The 14,899-nt window shown below is 45.3% G+C and carries 14 protein-coding genes; 6 read left to right on the top strand and 8 right to left on the bottom strand.

What is annotated here, in order from left to right:
- Positions 1 to 8: 8 nt before the first annotated feature.
- From V202x_RS01690 to V202x_RS01665, 6 genes are all read right to left on the bottom strand, one after another.
- Complete coding sequence (locus tag V202x_RS01690) at positions 9 to 1,058, bottom strand: alpha/beta hydrolase (protein ID WP_145170637.1); 1,050 nt, start codon at positions 1,056 to 1,058, stop codon at positions 9 to 11.
- A gap of 183 nt (positions 1,059 to 1,241) precedes the next feature.
- Complete coding sequence (gene fabF / locus V202x_RS01685; RefSeq protein ID WP_145170635.1) at positions 1,242 to 2,525, bottom strand: beta-ketoacyl-ACP synthase II; 1,284 nt, start codon at positions 2,523 to 2,525, stop codon at positions 1,242 to 1,244.
- Positions 2,526 to 2,708: 183 nt separating this feature from the next.
- On the bottom strand, positions 2,709 to 3,191 hold the full coding sequence (locus tag V202x_RS01680; RefSeq protein WP_145170633.1) for a 3-hydroxyacyl-ACP dehydratase FabZ family protein: 483 nt from the start codon (positions 3,189 to 3,191) through the stop codon (positions 2,709 to 2,711).
- 165 nt (positions 3,192 to 3,356) lie between these two features.
- The gene (locus tag V202x_RS01675) at positions 3,357 to 3,743 is read right to left on the bottom strand and encodes an acyl carrier protein (RefSeq protein ID WP_144980659.1); all 387 of its coding nucleotides are present in this window, start codon (positions 3,741 to 3,743) and stop codon (positions 3,357 to 3,359) included.
- Between the two features lie 200 nt (positions 3,744 to 3,943).
- Entirely contained in the window at positions 3,944 to 4,696 is a 753-nt protein-coding gene (fabG, locus tag V202x_RS01670; RefSeq protein WP_145170631.1) for a 3-oxoacyl-[acyl-carrier-protein] reductase, read from the bottom strand.
- 74 nt (positions 4,697 to 4,770) lie between these two features.
- A complete protein-coding gene (locus V202x_RS01665) occupies positions 4,771 to 5,259 on the bottom strand; it encodes a 3-hydroxyacyl-ACP dehydratase FabZ family protein (RefSeq protein ID WP_145170629.1) in 489 nt (162 codons plus the stop codon).
- A 556-nt stretch (positions 5,260 to 5,815) separates the two neighbouring features.
- On the opposite strand from V202x_RS01665, the gene V202x_RS01660 reads away from it, so the two are divergent.
- A complete protein-coding gene (locus V202x_RS01660) occupies positions 5,816 to 6,421 on the top strand; it encodes a PilZ domain-containing protein (RefSeq protein WP_145170627.1) in 606 nt (201 codons plus the stop codon).
- A 6-nt stretch (positions 6,422 to 6,427) separates the two neighbouring features.
- Here V202x_RS01660 and V202x_RS01655 read toward each other — a convergent pair whose 3' ends face one another.
- Positions 6,428 to 7,222 (bottom strand): SDR family NAD(P)-dependent oxidoreductase, encoded by a 795-nt coding sequence (locus tag V202x_RS01655; RefSeq protein ID WP_145170625.1) that lies wholly within the window; start codon positions 7,220 to 7,222, stop codon positions 6,428 to 6,430.
- Between the two features lie 429 nt (positions 7,223 to 7,651).
- Between V202x_RS01655 and V202x_RS01650 the strand changes: the two genes are divergently transcribed.
- The 5 genes from V202x_RS01650 to V202x_RS01630 all read left to right on the top strand — a co-directional run bounded on the left by V202x_RS01650 (position 7,652) and on the right by V202x_RS01630 (position 14,369).
- The gene (locus V202x_RS01650) at positions 7,652 to 9,298 is read left to right on the top strand and encodes a DUF1549 and DUF1553 domain-containing protein (RefSeq protein WP_145170623.1); all 1,647 of its coding nucleotides are present in this window, start codon (positions 7,652 to 7,654) and stop codon (positions 9,296 to 9,298) included.
- 77 nt (positions 9,299 to 9,375) lie between these two features.
- Positions 9,376 to 10,650, top strand: coding sequence for a DUF1501 domain-containing protein (locus tag V202x_RS01645; protein WP_144980641.1), 1,275 nt, complete (start codon positions 9,376 to 9,378; stop codon positions 10,648 to 10,650).
- A gap of 131 nt (positions 10,651 to 10,781) precedes the next feature.
- Positions 10,782 to 11,348, top strand: a complete 567-nt coding sequence (locus tag V202x_RS01640; protein WP_144980637.1) for a sigma-70 family RNA polymerase sigma factor — start codon at positions 10,782 to 10,784, stop codon at positions 11,346 to 11,348.
- Positions 11,341 to 13,497: a DUF1549 and DUF1553 domain-containing protein gene (locus V202x_RS01635; protein WP_145170621.1), complete on the top strand. Its 2,157-nt coding sequence runs from the start codon at positions 11,341 to 11,343 to the stop codon at positions 13,495 to 13,497. Before V202x_RS01640 ends, V202x_RS01635 begins: the two co-directional genes overlap by 8 nt.
- Before the next feature lie 119 nt (positions 13,498 to 13,616).
- Positions 13,617 to 14,369 (top strand): SDR family NAD(P)-dependent oxidoreductase, encoded by a 753-nt coding sequence (locus V202x_RS01630; protein WP_145170619.1) that lies wholly within the window; start codon positions 13,617 to 13,619, stop codon positions 14,367 to 14,369.
- Between the two features lie 71 nt (positions 14,370 to 14,440).
- Here the strand turns inward: V202x_RS01630 and V202x_RS01625 are convergent, their stop codons facing one another.
- A complete protein-coding gene (locus V202x_RS01625) occupies positions 14,441 to 14,836 on the bottom strand; it encodes a PilZ domain-containing protein (protein ID WP_145170617.1) in 396 nt (131 codons plus the stop codon).
- Positions 14,837 to 14,899 lie beyond the last annotated feature (63 nt).

Below are 14,899 nucleotides of genomic sequence, written 5' to 3'. Positions count from 1 at the left end.
AGGCAGCACTAATAAATTGAGCTCGAAATATCTCCCGACACCAGCTCTGGTTCCGTCTTCGTTTGTTTCTCAGAATTACTTGCTGGTTGCGGTGAATCCCCTACCGACATTTGTGAAAAGAAATGAAGCAAAGCGCTATCATACTGTTGAGGTTGTGCATTGCGACCGGCGTTATGAATGGCGTCAGGAACTGAACAGACTGTGATCCGGGAATCGTGAATTTTTCTTGTGATTAACTCAGTCATGCGAGGCACAACACTTTGATCTTTTTCTCCCACAAGAAATAATAAATCCCGGTCTCTCAAGGATGAAAGATATGGTTTCAGATTCACGTATTGGCACCCTTGACGTTTTTGAGAATACCAGAGCATGATGCGAAATGCGAAAACGACTTCCCAGGTTGGCACTAATTGAATAAACCACCTTGGTACAAATCGTTCTCCCCAGCGAATAGCATGATCCAGAAAAAGATCTTCGTTTGCAAAAGCTCCTTCGCATGCGACAAATTGAATCTGTGAGGATTGTGCAGCGACAACTAGTGCCGCACCAGCACCACGACTCATACCTAATAAGCCAAGTTGTAAGTGAGCCCATTTGGATTGGGTACGAATAAAATGAATCGCTGATTTGACATCATTGATCTCGTGTTTGGATAACCAATGAATTGCCTGGTAGTTCAGGTCGATATCACTTTCACCATGATTCCGAAAATCAAATGAGAAAACAGCAAAACCAGCCTGCAACAAAGCACGACATTGACTCAGCGCAATTGCTCCACTCGATTTAAAAGGGTGACAAAAGAGGATTAGTCCTTTAGGATCCGATTTTTTAGGAGTAGCGATGAAACCACGTAAGATCAATCCGTCAGTCGTCGAAAATTCGACATGTTCAATCTGAAATGTGTGATTTTGTTTCAAAAGATCATCGGGAGATCCAGCAAGATCAAGTCGTCCTGGCATAGGAGCGAAGAGTACTGGATAGGCAGCACGCATAATGCAATACTGTATCACCAGCTCTAAAAGAATGACAATTACTATGCACCAAAACAACCAACTCACAGCCTACTCCATGGAAGTGATCTCGCTTGTCTTGTTCCTTGACAAGCTCCCTTTGTTTACGGGTGATGTTCGAAATCTCGATTCAACGTATCGACTAAGGTTGAAAATCTTGAGCTTCAGTATTTAGATCATAGTGTAATTGTTTTGCAGTCGATCGTCATTGCCAATATTCCGGGTTCAGACTTAGCCTTCAAACTCTGAGAAAATCAGCGAAATGTTTTGTCCCCCAAATCCAAAGCTGTTTGAAAGCGCTTTTTTGACTCCCTTTTGGCGTGCTTCGTTAGGAATGTAATCCAAGTCACAATCTGGATCGGGCGTTTCATAGTTAATCGTAGGCGGGATCACATTGTCCCGAATCGCCATCAGGCAGGTGATCGCTTCCACACTTCCGGCAGCAGCGATTAAATGTCCCATCATACTCTTGATGCTGGAGACAGGAACTTGATAAGCCGTTTCGCCTAATGCACCCTTGATGGCTTTCGTTTCGACTTTATCGTTGACCGCCGTACTCGTACCATGCGCATTGATATAGTGAATATCTTCGGGGTTGGCATTTGCATGTTTCATGGCCATGTTAATACACTTGATGGCACCACGCCCGTCAGGATGAATATCGGTTACTCGATAAGCGTCTGCACTGGAACCATAGCCAACAAGCTCACCATAAATTTTGGCACCTCGTTTTTGCGCTCGTTCCAGATCTTCCAGAATCATCATGCCTGCCCCTTCACCTAGAACGAAACCATCTCGATTGCGATCGAAGGGGCGTGATGCTTTAGCAGGAGCTTCGTTATGCGTAGAAAGTGCTGTCAGTAGACTGAAGCCGGTGACTCCAAAGGGGTGAATCATGCTGTGTGCACCACCTGAGAGCATGATGTCGACATCACCACGACGAATCAGTTCAGAAGCTTCACCAATTGCCTGGCTGGACGCGGCACAAGCAGTCAAACAATTCAAGTTCGGGCCTTGTGCGTTGAACAAGCTGGCCAAGTGCCCGGCTGGCATGTTTGGTTCCTGCTCAAGTTCGAAAAGCGGATTCAGCTGTTCCAGTCCGACTTTGGTAAATTTTTCCAGATCAACTTCGCCATCATTTTGAGCCTGCGCGATGATCTTCATAAACTGATAAAAATCTTGTTGTCCTTCGCCTGCTCCCAGGTAAACACCGAAGGTCGCAGGGTCAAAATCGTCATCTAGAATTCCGGAATCTTTAACAGCCTGCGTTGCTGCACCAATGGCGTAGCGGATGTTGCGTCCGGAATGTTCAAAGCGATCCGGGTTGTCTACATAGTCTTCCAGATGGAAGTCCTGAACTTCAGCGGCAAAGCGCGTCGGAAAATTCGAGGCATCAAAATGCGTGATCTCGGAAATCCCACACCGGGACTCCTGGAGTGCTTTCCAGGTATCTTCCACAGTTTTTCCCAGGGGAGTGATTGCGCCAATTCCTGTGATAACAACACGGCGGTTCATAACTTCGAGTTCTTGTTTTAAATTGAATTTGGTAACAGCAGACGAATTACAGCGCTCTTTAACTCAGAGAGAAGTAATTCGCTGCCAGAAAGTATACTCGGCTCTTACATGCTGGAATTATGATTGTAGCTGAATTCGAATCAAGGCCTCCAGACCAAGGCCTTAAAAATAGGCTACTCATGCTTAATCTTCGCCAGTTCCCGCTTTCCCGACATCTAGAATTCCCAACAGATTCATAGAAAAAACGAAGTTTTTCTGATTGATGGCTCCGAATTCCGAATCGCTCTGATCGAGGTGAACAAAGATGATACTACCTTCTGCAACCAGTCGATCACCGGCCATGGCGGTCACATCGACTGCTCCCCCCTCATCACCGGCATTTGTGATTTTTGCCGTATAAACCAGTTGATCTCCTGGACTGGCCCAACTATGAAACGTCATTTTGGGAACTTTAGCCAGAATCACGACATGCTCAAAATCATTGATCTCGCCTAATAGAATGCCACCGGTTTGAGCCATGCCTTCGATCATCAGAGAACCAGGCATTACGGGAAACCCAGGAAAGTGATCATGCAAATGTTCTTCTGCAAGTGTAATGTTTTTTACACTCTTCGCATAAGAACCACTCTCGAATTCGATAAAGCGATCTATCCAGAACCATCTCATTTTGATGAGCCCTTTAGTTGGTAATCCCTAATACGTACCAAGTGAACTGGTCAAACTCTGGCTGCTGTTTCTGACAGTCATCAAGAATTGACAGAGTCCACAGCCCGCGAAAGCGAGCTGTGGCGACATCGCTGATTTATGTTGACCAGCCCCTTTTACTGTGTATCAGGGGAGGCGTGCTTCTAAGAAGTTGACCAGCATTTCAACCGTAAACAAATCCTGCATTTTTTCTACTTTGGGATCTGCGGTAAACGATTCAACGTCTGCATGTGGCATTTTTTCACGAAGTTCCGCAATACCTGCTTCAGTGAAAACACCATCTTTAACAAAACCAGAATCTGAAGAGGCAATGTTTTCAGGGAAGAGCTCACCACGTGGAATTTTGATATCGAAGGCCTTTTCCAGCCGAAACGCGATATCCAGAAAGTCGATGGATTCAGCTCCCAAGTCTCCCATAAGCGTCGCTTCTGGTACGACTTCATCGTCATCCAGCCCGAGTGCATCTACAAGTGTTTCACGAACTGAATCGAAGATTTCATCTCTTGTTGGCATCTCTAATTACTCCTTGATTCGACCTGATACTGGCCGATTAGTCCCGCCGACCCAGCCTGATTAAGAAACCATTCGGCAGGAAGAATAGTTTCGACAGTTTTCGATATCGATAAACAAAATTGACCCATTTCAAAAATTTATCGATAACACAATATATGTCTTACCTGAAACAGCAACGAGCTGTTTCGGACTCATTTCAATCAAATTCCACCTAAAGTTAATCCACCATCTACGGACAATGTTTGACCAGTCACGTAGGATGATTGTTCGCACGCAAAAAATAGTACCGCGTTCGCGATATCTTCCGGAAGCCCTAAACGACGCGCGGGGATATGCTTCTTGATCTGGTCACCGGCGGCATTGCGAACGTCTACGGTCATATCTGTTTCAATAAAACCGGGAGCAACCGCATTGACTGTGATCCCCCGTTTTGCCAGTTCGGTAGCCAGGCAGCGGGTAAAACCAATGATTCCCCCTTTACTGGCAGCATAGTTAGATTGGCCAGCATTACCGAACTGAGCGGCTACACTCGACATATTAATAATGCGTCCGTAGCGTTTCGACATCATCGGACGAGTAATTGCCTGACAGAAGTTAAAAACACTGGTTAAGTTAGTATCGATGACTGCCTGCCAGTCTTCTGCAGACATTGTTGCCAAAAGCCCATCTCGAATGATGCCGGCATTGTTGACTAGAATATCAACCTTTTCCCATTTTTCGATCACCTGATCGACGATAGCATCGGCCTCTGATTTATTGGCAACGTCTCCCTGAATCGCAAACGCCTCACAATCTTCTTCAGCCAGTTCTTTCACAATCTGTTCTGCTGATTCGGCACTGGATCGGTACACAAAGGCAACCTTTGCCCCTTCACGGGCCAGGGTCTGCACAACGGCTTTTCCAATACCGCGGCTTCCTCCGGTGACCAACGCTACTCTTCCTTCCAGTTTCATTCTTTTACCAATCTAATTATTTGAATGTTTCGTAATTACTTTGACAGAAATTGACTTTGCAGGCAAACCCAATTTCAGGCGGTTGTTTGCTTATTCGGATTCCAAAGCTGTCCAAATTGTGTCTGTAAATCTTTGATTCTGTCTGTATCTTTTTCTGCCATCGAAGGGTTTTTATCGCGTAAGTTAAACTGTTCCAGCACAATTCGTCCACTGACTGCAGTTTCGCCTTCCACTTCGCTGGAGGCTTTCAGTGTGCACAAATCACCATCCCACTTTTGAATGCTTAATGAGACTCGCAACTGTTTGCCTGGAGTCACAAAACTATTGAAGCGGATCGCTTTGGTTTGCTTCAGGAGGATTGTGCTATATTTGAAATCGTTTGTGTAACGCATCAACCAGGCACCGGCTTGTACAATCGATTCCACCATCAAAACACCGGGCATGACGGCAAACCCGGGGAAATGGTCCTGTAAGTATTCTTCTGCCAGAGAAAGGTTTTTGACAGCCGTAATCGACTTACCTTTTTCTAATTCCAAAATTTGATCGACGAGCGAAAATCGCATGTCTGTTTTATCTCGCTACCTGTCAGGAAGGGTGGTGTAATCAGGAAAACCGGGAAAAATAGTAGCTCATCAATTATGATGAAGCTCACCAGGAATACTGTTGTTGTCAAACCGGCTTAAATTGAGAAACCCCTATTTAGATAATCGAACCGACTCAACTTTATTCGATTCGTAAGAGTCATTGGAAACGTGGCAGTATAATTCCCTGATACCGGTTTCTCAAGCTCGTGACTCTCCTCTCAATCTTGAATTCCGATGAATTTTGTCAGTCTAGAGAAGAAGGGCCATAAGCAATTTAAAATCATACACTTACAAAAATAATTTTGCATCCGATAATTCTGAATTCTAAGACCATGAATTCTACTCCTACCTCAAAATGATGGTGTTCAAGGGCACTTCCACGATTTTATCTGCTTCTTTTTTGTATGGATCCTGAGTTTTTTGGCCACAAGTTCTCTTGGGTGAACTAGGTTTTGGTAGGCAAATTTGCAAATCATCCCCTCAGGGCACTATTCATTAGAATAGATGCCTGTTATTGATAGCAGGATTAAATCAAATGACTCAATTATTGGATATCGAACCAAAGTCCGTTTCGTCCACAGATTCCGAACAAAACACAGCCTCCTCTTCGAACCTGGTTCAGCCAATCTCATTTCGCCAGCATCTGAGGAATTCAGGCCGTTCATTAAAAATTCAAAAACGCGACCTTCACTACTCGTGGAATCGTGTACTGACTCAAACACAGACGCGCTCGGCGAAGGCGGCAACTCCTTCCGCCCCAGGGAAACCACAGGAACGAAAAACGGTAGAACGCCGCGAGTTTCCTCGTCACTCCAGTGAAGCCATCGTGCTCGCGTTCACGAAAGACGAACGTAACTTTTCTGAAGACAGTGACTGTCCTGAAAGCAAAGGCTACGCCATCAACGTCAGTCAGAATGGGATTTCATTTGCGTCGCGATCTCAGTTTCCGTTGCGTGATGAACTACAACTGCATGTCGAAGATCACCATGTGAATTTTGGTCTTGATCTAATGGCATCAGTTGTGCGTGCTGAACCCATCGATGATGAGTTGTGGCGCATTGACTGCAAGCTCCTCATTCCACTGACCGAACAGCAACTCGAGATCTTAAAAGAACACGCTCCCTCCTGCTATGCAGGATGATTCCTGCTAGTTGCCTTGTGGCGGGACTCCCAGCGACTTGCCACCATCAATGCGAAGTGCGGTACCAGAAACCATCAATGCATCTTTGCTGGCTAAATAACAAATCGCGGAAGCCACTTCTTCAGGTTGAATCATTCGATTATGCGCGGCAGCAATCGGACTGGCACGTATCATGGATTGAGTCAAACCTGCTCGATCATCTGCTTTATCGAGATCATCATTCATCATGCCTGTTTCGCCAACGGGTCCGGGGCAAACACAATTAATGCGGATGTTATCCTTTCCGTGGCAAAGCCCCAGGCTTTCGGTCAGCGCGACAATCGCATGTTTACTGATCGAATAAACGGGATCATGCGCACGGGGTAACAAGCCGGCATTGCTGGCCGTATTCACAATAGACCCGCCTCCTGTTGCCAGCATATATTTGATCGCATGCTTACATCCAAAAAATGTACCTTTGAGATTTGTATCAACACAAGCATCCCATTCAGCTTCGGTGACATCTTGAATTTGCTTAACTAATCCTATGCCGGCGTTATTGACCAGAATATTAATCGTTCCATATTGATCAACGGCCCGTTCAATCAAAGCTTGTACCTGTGATTCCCGACGGACATCGCATGTCACCTCCACAATCCCCAGTTGGGTGAACGTTTCCTTATTTTCCTCGAGATGGTTGATATCACCCACAAACACATGCGCGCCGGCTTTGGCCATCATGATGGCGGTGGCGCGTCCAATTCCATTACTTCCCCCAGTCACAACGACTGTCTGATTCTCAAAGTCATATTGATTTGTCATATTTCTTTTTTCTGCTTTCTGCACAAAAAACCGCAGCACAAAAGTGTTCAATTGTATAAATTTGAGGCCGGCAACTGATGAAAGTACTCCGTGACCTGAATTTCTGATACAAACAAAGCGTCAAAATCCCAATAAACCATATATATAAAACAACTTACAACCATTTTTATTGGGAACATAATAACCAGATTACATCAGAAATGATTGATATTCACATTGGATCTTGTGTAAAATCAAGTATTCTATGTAATGAATAAATTCACAGATTATTGATATTATTTGAGAGTCGCCGCGAATGTTTTGCGCTTCAAGGAAGTTATACAGTAGCGAGGCGGTCTTCTTTTAGCAATTTGTCTGATAAGACTTGTCGATGCAATGCATTACAGGGCGTATCACCTGTTACTTCTTATTACCGTGGAGAACAAGAAAATGCTTCGTTTTTCTAAACAACTCTGTGTTGTTTTTATTTTGGCGGTTTATGCCAGTTCATTAGCGTCCTTCGCGAATGCTGCTCCCCCAGAAAGCAGGAAAAAAGCATTTTCGACTGGTGCCTTTGATCCATTCATTGACTATATCAATGGGCAGATTCAACAAGGCTGGGTAGACAATGAGGTTGAGCCTTCAACCGTGGCTTCCGACGAGGAATGGGTACGCCGTGTGCATTTAGATCTCATCGGTCAAATCCCCTCCGCAGAAACGGTAGAAAAGTTTGTCAAGGATCGTGATTCAGCCAAGCGATCCAAGCTGATTGACCAACTGCTGGACGATCCTGCTTATGTGCAAAACTTTACAAACGTCTGGACCAATTTGCTCATCGGTCGACGTACTCCTCGACGAGTCAGCCGTAACGGTATGCAAAAGTTTTTGCGTGAAGCATTTGCCAAAAATCGTCCCTGGGACGAAATTGTCCAGGATCTGGTGACCGCAGAAGGGCATTTTGAAGAAAATGGAGCTGTCAATTATCTTTTGGCACAAATGCAGAATAATGATGAAGCGGTTCAGGTGACCGCAGCAACGACACGTTTATTCCTGGGCATACAGGTACAATGTACCCAGTGTCATAATCATCCTTTTAATGACTGGAAACAGAATCAATTCTGGGAATACAACAGTTTCTTCCGCCAGATGCGACGTGTCAACCACCGTAAAACAGACCCTAAAACAGGTCGACAGGTTGACGATTATTCCGAAGTTGTTGCTACTGGATTCAATGGCCCGGTCTACTTTGAAAAACGATCGGGACTGATGCAGGTCGCTTACCCGATTTTCGACAAGGTTAAAGTTGATCCAGATGGAAGCATAGAACGTCGTAAAGAATTTTCCAAACTGATTGTTCAGGGAGATAAACCTTTAATCGCAACTGCCATTGTAAACCGAATGTGGGGCTATTTCATGGGATACGGGTTCACTCGTCCTGTTGATGACATGGGTCCGCATAACCCTGCCTCGCATCCGGAACTGCTGGATAAGATGGCTGAAGAATTGGTCAAGAAAAAATATGACCTTAAGCAGTTGGCACGCTGGATCTGTAATAGCGAAGCGTACAACCTGACCAGTCAGCTTGGTCGTAAGAATGAAATTGACAGTCCTGAGCGAGGTGAAACTCCTCTCTTCTCACATATGTATGTGAAAAACATGACCGCTGAGCAACTCTATGACTCGTTAATTGTAGCAACCGGTGCTCACAAATCAGGACAGTCAAACTGGGAACGTGCAGAAACACAGCGTCGTCAGTGGATGCGTCAATTCATGATGGCCTTTGATACGGATTCGGGAGACGACTCCACTACATTTAATGGAACGATTCCACAGGCATTGATGATGATGAATGGGGAACTGACCAAAAATGCGATTAGTGCCGACAGGGGAAGTTACCTGAATCAATTACTACTCGAGAAGGGAAACGATCAGGCCAAAATTCGTAAAATGTTTTTGGCAACCTTAAGTCGTTATCCTGATCGTCGTGAAACAACCAGTGCTCAGAAATTACTGGCTGGCTCGAAAAATAAGCTCGCCGCTTATCAAGATCTGTATTGGGCACTATTGAATTCGAATGAATTTATTTTCAACCACTAAATCGAAACCGTATTTCGAATAGCGATAACAACAATCAACCATCTTAATCACAATAGAATCAAAAGAGGGCATTCACTATGACTATTCTCAATCCTTATGGAATGACGCGTCGGCACTTTATGAAGCATGTCGCGGGAGCAGCAACGGCAATTCCCACGATGCACTTTCTGTCTCATCTTGAAGCCAACGCGAATCAGGTTAAGAAACAGCAAAAAGCCTGTATTCTCATCTGGATGCCAGGCGGACCACCGACCATTGACATCTGGGACCTCAAACCTGGCTCCAAAAATGGGGGAGAGTTTAAGCCTATCAGTACGCAAGGTGATATGCAAATTTCAGAGCATATGCCTGCTACCGCCAAAGTAATGGGCGACCTTTCGCTGATTCGTTCCATGAGCACACGTGAAGCCGACCACGCTCGCGGGACTTACTACATGCACTCTGCTTATGTGCCTAATCCGACTGTAGTTCATCCTACGTTCGGTTCAGTCGTGAGCTATGAGTTAGGTTCTCGCCGTAAAGAATTGGAAATCCCCTCCTTCATTTCAATCGGTGGTAGCCGTGGTAGTGCTGGATTTTTGGGTATGTCCCATTCACCGTTTGTCGTATCCAGCGATGGAACGATCCAAAACGCCAAAGTTGATACGTCAGAACAACAGCGGTTAGCTCAACGGCTTGATATGCTGCAAGTTCTCGAATCAGGATTCATTAAGTCGAAACGGGGCGAATCTGCGAGTTCTCATAAGGACATCTATAAGAAGGCGGTCAACCTCATGACTTCCAAGCAAATGGAAGCATTCAAAGTGGATCAGGAACCAGCGGCATTAAAAGAAGCGTATGGAACTGGCAATTTTGGTCAGGGACTGTTGCTGGCCCGTCGTCTGGTTGAAGTCGGAGTACCCTTTATTGAAGTTTCCGCTTCGGTTGGAAGTTGGGACCTGCACCAGGGAGTCTTTGATTCATTAAAGAATCGAAACCTGCCTCAGTTAGACAAAGGAATCTCAGCACTCGTTACCGACCTGAAACAACGAGCTATGCTGGATGACGTCACGATCGTCTGTATGGGTGAATTCGGACGAACTCCTCGTATCAATCAGAATGTTGGTCGTGACCACTGGGCAGCAAGTTGGACTGCTGTAGTGGGCGGTGGTGGACTTAATAATGGTCAGGCTATCGGTAAGACTGACAGTGATGGCATTGGCATCGAAGGCAAGAGTTATCTACCAGGTGACCTCTGGGCGACAGTTGCACATTCATTAGGAATTCCTCTGGATATTGTGCATACATCGAAACGTGGTCGTCCCATGAAATTGGCCAATGGCGGAACTCCCATCAAGGAATTGATTGGCTGAGTCCCAAGTGAATCCATGTGATTATGAAACGATAAAACAGCGGAAGTTCTCAAAAGGCCCTTCCGCTGTTTTACTGTAGGCGAATAAAAAATCTAGCCTGTCTGCATTGATGAATTGAATTGGAACTATACTTGACAAGTTCGACCGATCAACCTGTTTTTCCGGATACGGATTCTGAAAATGGACGCGAGTTTATTGCGCTCTTTACGAAATCGCAAAGACGCCTCTATTTGTATATCCTGTCCATGGTTCCGCATCCGATCGAAGCTGAAGAGATTTTGCAAAACGCCAACCTGATCATCTGGAAAAAAGCACAACAATTTGAAGTCGGCACCAATTTTTTTGCCTGGGCCTGTCAAATCGCGCATTATGAAATATTGAAATTTCGAAAAAAGCGAAGTCGTGATAAGCACCAATTTAGTGATGAGTTTGTTTCTCAAGTGGCAGAGGCCGTAAAAGAAAACCAGGATGTGTTCGAGTTACGTCGAAATGCGTTAATGTTCTGTCTCGATAAATTACGTCAGAAAGATCGCGAGCTCATCCAAAAGCGATATCAGGGAAGCAACCAGGGCATGGACCTTGCCGATGAGTTGGGTCGTCCAGTGAATTCCGTTTATCAGTCTCTGGGCAGGGTCAGACGTACTTTATTCGAATGTATTAATCGTTATATAGCAGCCGAGTCCTATAGTCATGAGTAAGAAAGAAGTAAAACTGGCTGAGCTTTCTTTGCTTATGGAAGCATTATGCGAGGAGCGTCTCTCTGTTGAAGAGAAAATGCGTCTGGAAGAGATCGTCCTCTCCGATCCGGATGCGATGCAATTCTATCTGAACTACTCTCATCTTCATGGAACATTATATTGGGATCAGGCATTAGGTTCAGATGACATGATTCCTGTTGCAACGCCTGTGCCTGAAACGAAATTACCGCAACAGACTGAGGCTCCTGAAACTTCTCGTCGAACGCGAATTGGTTCGCGGCTTGTCACGGCGTGCCTGTTGGCTTTTTTTGCTGTCATTTTCATTTCGTACATCACACAAACTGAAAATCCAGAACTGGCTGAAAATCCAATCGGAGAAACAAAGTCGCCAGATAATTTAACGGTAAACATAAATAATGAGATTGTCGCGCAGCCAAACCCCAATCGTTCCATTCAGATTGACACTCTGAAACATCCGATGCTGCGTACTCAAAATGAAAAACGCGTTGATCCGTTCGATGATCGTCCTTTGATCGCCAGTAAACCAAGGCTGTTACCCCCCGCTGAGAAATTATCTCCGCGCGCCTCCGATGAAGCGATCGTTACGTTTATCAATCATCGCATACAAGACGGATGGGAAGCGGCCCAAGTTACGCCATCCACATTTGCCACTGATGAAGAATGGGTCAGGCGTGTTTATCTTGACGTCATCGGTCGTATCCCAACGGCAAAAGAAGCGGAACAGTTTTTAACATCGACTCAGCCTGACAAACATCAACGGCTCATACAGCAATTGACAAAAAATCCAACCTATGTCACCAATTGGTCGACGATCTGGACACGCCTGTTAATTGGTCGCTCTACTTCTCGGGAGATTAACCGCCATGCATTGCAAGACTTTCTGGTTGAAAGCTTTGCTGAGAACCGACCATGGAATGATATCGTCTACGATCTAGTCTCTGCTGAGGGTGATTCAGAAACGAACGGCGCGACGAACTTTCTATTGGCGCACCTGAATAATCAGGCAGTTCCTGCAACCGCCATTACCACGCGGCTCTTTCTGGGAACCCAAATCCAATGCACCCAATGTCATAATCATCCTTTTAATAATGCAACACAAAGTCAATTCTGGGAAATCAACAGCTTCTTCAAACAAACCAAAGTGGTTCGTAGTCAAAAAATGGGGAAGGACGGAAAAAAGAATACCCAGAAGTTGGAGTTAGTCTCTCTTCCGGCAAAGGGAGCCACCTTTTATGAAACTCGTAATGGCTTAATGCAGCCGGCCTACCCCAAATATGCAGGGGTCAAAGTTTCTGATGGTCCTGATGTGAATCGACGTCAGGAGTTAGCACGATTAATAACTTCAGGTAAAAACGACCAGTTAGCCCGCGCAATGGTAAACCGTATGTGGGCACACTTCTTTGGTTATGGATTTACCAGACCCATTGATGATATGGGTTATCATAATTCACCCACGCATCCCGAATTGTTGAACCAGTTAGCCAGTCAATTCATCGACAGTGGATACGATATAAAAAAACTGATTGAGTGGATTTGTTTGTCAGACGCCTATCGACTTAGTAGTCGCTTTATTGCAGAGAACGCTACGGACAACCCCGATGATGGTAGTACTCCCAACTTCAGTCGCATGTACGTGAAGCAGATGACCGCAGAACAGCTTTATGACTCTTTACAGGTCACTGCAAATCCCGCGCGTGTGGTGATCACCGATTATTCTACCGCATGGAACAAAATGCAAAAACGGGATCAATGGTTGCAACAATTTGTTTATACTCTTAACAATGAAGAAAATGACGAAACCACAACCTTTGATGGTACAATCACGCAAGCGTTGCTGATGATGAACGGTCCCCTAGTCAAACACAGTCTCGACTACAAACAGAAAGGGAGCATTTTAGGGCAGGTACTTAAGGAACATAGTCCTGATTCTAAACTTAAAAAACTCAGCATGGCTGCTCTCACACGCTATCCCACATCGCGCGAGTTATCAGAACTGAAACGTCTGGTGAAGGAACGTACCAAACAATTGATTGCTCGTAAGGTTCCTCCACAAACCGCGGTCGTACGAACCTATCAGGATATCTACTGGGCTTATCTGAATTCCAACGAATTTATTCTAATCCATTGATTGTCCGTTGTTCAGAAGACTGGCAATCCTTCCCGATCATCTTGTGATTTGATTATCAAACTGCTATAGGTAACATCTATCAATCGTTACCCCATACGCAAACTGAGTTGAGTATTTTGATGACCGATCGCTTGTTCAATAAGATTGCCGTTGTCACGGGTGCCAGTAGTGGCATTGGCCTCTCCATCGCGGAATCTTATCTCAGTGAAGGCGCAAAAGTAGTCGTCTTTTCCAGACGCATTGCACCACTGGAAGACTTAGAAACTCGTTTTCCGGCACGGACTCTGGTCGTCGAGGGGGATGTGACGAATGATGCTGACCTTATTCGATTAGCTGATGTCACCGAGCGACGGTTTGGACGTGTGGATATTCTGGTTCCCAATGCGGGTATCGCTCGTTTGATCCCTTTTGAAGAATCGTCGCGCGATGCCATCAATGAAACATTTGATGTCAATTTCCATGGCGCCGTACAGACCGTTCGCACATTGTTACCTCTATTGAGTGACTCATCGGCGGTCATCTTTATCACTACATTTTTGACTCAAGTTGGTTTTCCAGGGTTAGCAGCTTATTCTGCTTCGAAAGCTGCATTGAAGTCATTGGCCCAAACACTGGCTGCTGAACTCGGACCTCGTGGAATCCGTGTGAACTCGATTGCCCCAGGCCCCATTGAGACTCCACTTTGGGAAAGCGTGGGCCTGGATGCTGATCAACTACAATCAGTAGCAAAGAGTATTAATAGCCGCCTGATTCCACAAGCCTTTGGTAAGCCGGAGAAAATTGCAGAAGTCGCTGTGTTCCTGGCATCAGATGCTGCCAGGAATATTTATGGCCAGGAAATCGTGGTAGACGGTGGCTACACTATAGGGTAGCGATCTGGCGTGGTACCATAAAATTCATTCGTGCTGTTTCATATGTGACAGCGAAGCGATTCTTGTTTGATCTAACTCTGAGCAAAACTGGACATGCCTGCATCGCATTCGGTAATTTCACTGAGTGTTTTTTCCTGTTTCTGTGTCAGTAAAACACACAATTCACATCCCGTGGCGTACTTACCAGTCGCTTCTTGTTTCTGCCAGATGACTTTGGCAGTGGAATTGAAGAGATGCTTGCCTGCGTTGTGAACTTCTACCAGAAGAGATTCTCCAATCGAAAGTGGAATGTCAAGTAGAACGCGGATTCCATCTAACGAGACGTCATAGAGCGTTCCCTTCAATGGTTCATTTCCTGAGACACTACCCGCTCGCATTAAATTCACTTCAGTCGTTGCTTTGACTCTTGCATATTGGCGGCGTTCATTTCCAGTACGTCGATTCGTTGATTGTCTTCGATCATTCATGAGCGCTACCTGCTACAGATATTAAAGTGACTGAGCTAAACTCATTAGTATGACTTAGCTCAG

This window comes from Gimesia aquarii (assembly GCF_007748175.1).
Taxonomy (GTDB): Bacteria; Planctomycetota; Planctomycetia; order Planctomycetales; family Planctomycetaceae; genus Gimesia; species Gimesia aquarii_A.
Note: the sequence above shows the minus strand (reverse complement) of the source record. Positions and strands in the feature narration are given on the sequence as shown.

Excerpts from the sequence above, each read along its gene's own strand:
- V202x_RS01625 (WP_145170617.1), bottom strand. The coding sequence starts at position 14,836 with ATGAATGATCGAAGACAATCAACGAATCGACGTACTGGAAATGAACGC.
- V202x_RS01660 (WP_145170627.1), top strand. The coding sequence starts at position 5,816 with ATGACTCAATTATTGGATATCGAACCAAAGTCCGTTTCGTCCACAGAT.
- V202x_RS01675 (WP_144980659.1), bottom strand. The coding sequence starts at position 3,743 with ATGCCAACAAGAGATGAAATCTTCGATTCAGTTCGTGAAACACTTGTA.
- V202x_RS01650 (WP_145170623.1), top strand. The coding sequence starts at position 7,652 with ATGCTTCGTTTTTCTAAACAACTCTGTGTTGTTTTTATTTTGGCGGTT.
- fabF (WP_145170635.1), bottom strand. The coding sequence starts at position 2,525 with ATGAACCGCCGTGTTGTTATCACAGGAATTGGCGCAATCACTCCCCTG.
- V202x_RS01665 (WP_145170629.1), bottom strand. The coding sequence starts at position 5,259 with ATGCGATTTTCGCTCGTCGATCAAATTTTGGAATTAGAAAAAGGTAAG.
- V202x_RS01645 (WP_144980641.1), top strand. The coding sequence starts at position 9,376 with ATGACTATTCTCAATCCTTATGGAATGACGCGTCGGCACTTTATGAAG.
- fabG (WP_145170631.1), bottom strand. The coding sequence starts at position 4,696 with ATGAAACTGGAAGGAAGAGTAGCGTTGGTCACCGGAGGAAGCCGCGGT.
- V202x_RS01680 (WP_145170633.1), bottom strand. The coding sequence starts at position 3,191 with ATGAGATGGTTCTGGATAGATCGCTTTATCGAATTCGAGAGTGGTTCT.
- V202x_RS01655 (WP_145170625.1), bottom strand. The coding sequence starts at position 7,222 with ATGACAAATCAATATGACTTTGAGAATCAGACAGTCGTTGTGACTGGG.
- V202x_RS01635 (WP_145170621.1), top strand. The coding sequence starts at position 11,341 with ATGAGTAAGAAAGAAGTAAAACTGGCTGAGCTTTCTTTGCTTATGGAA.
- V202x_RS01630 (WP_145170619.1), top strand. The coding sequence starts at position 13,617 with ATGACCGATCGCTTGTTCAATAAGATTGCCGTTGTCACGGGTGCCAGT.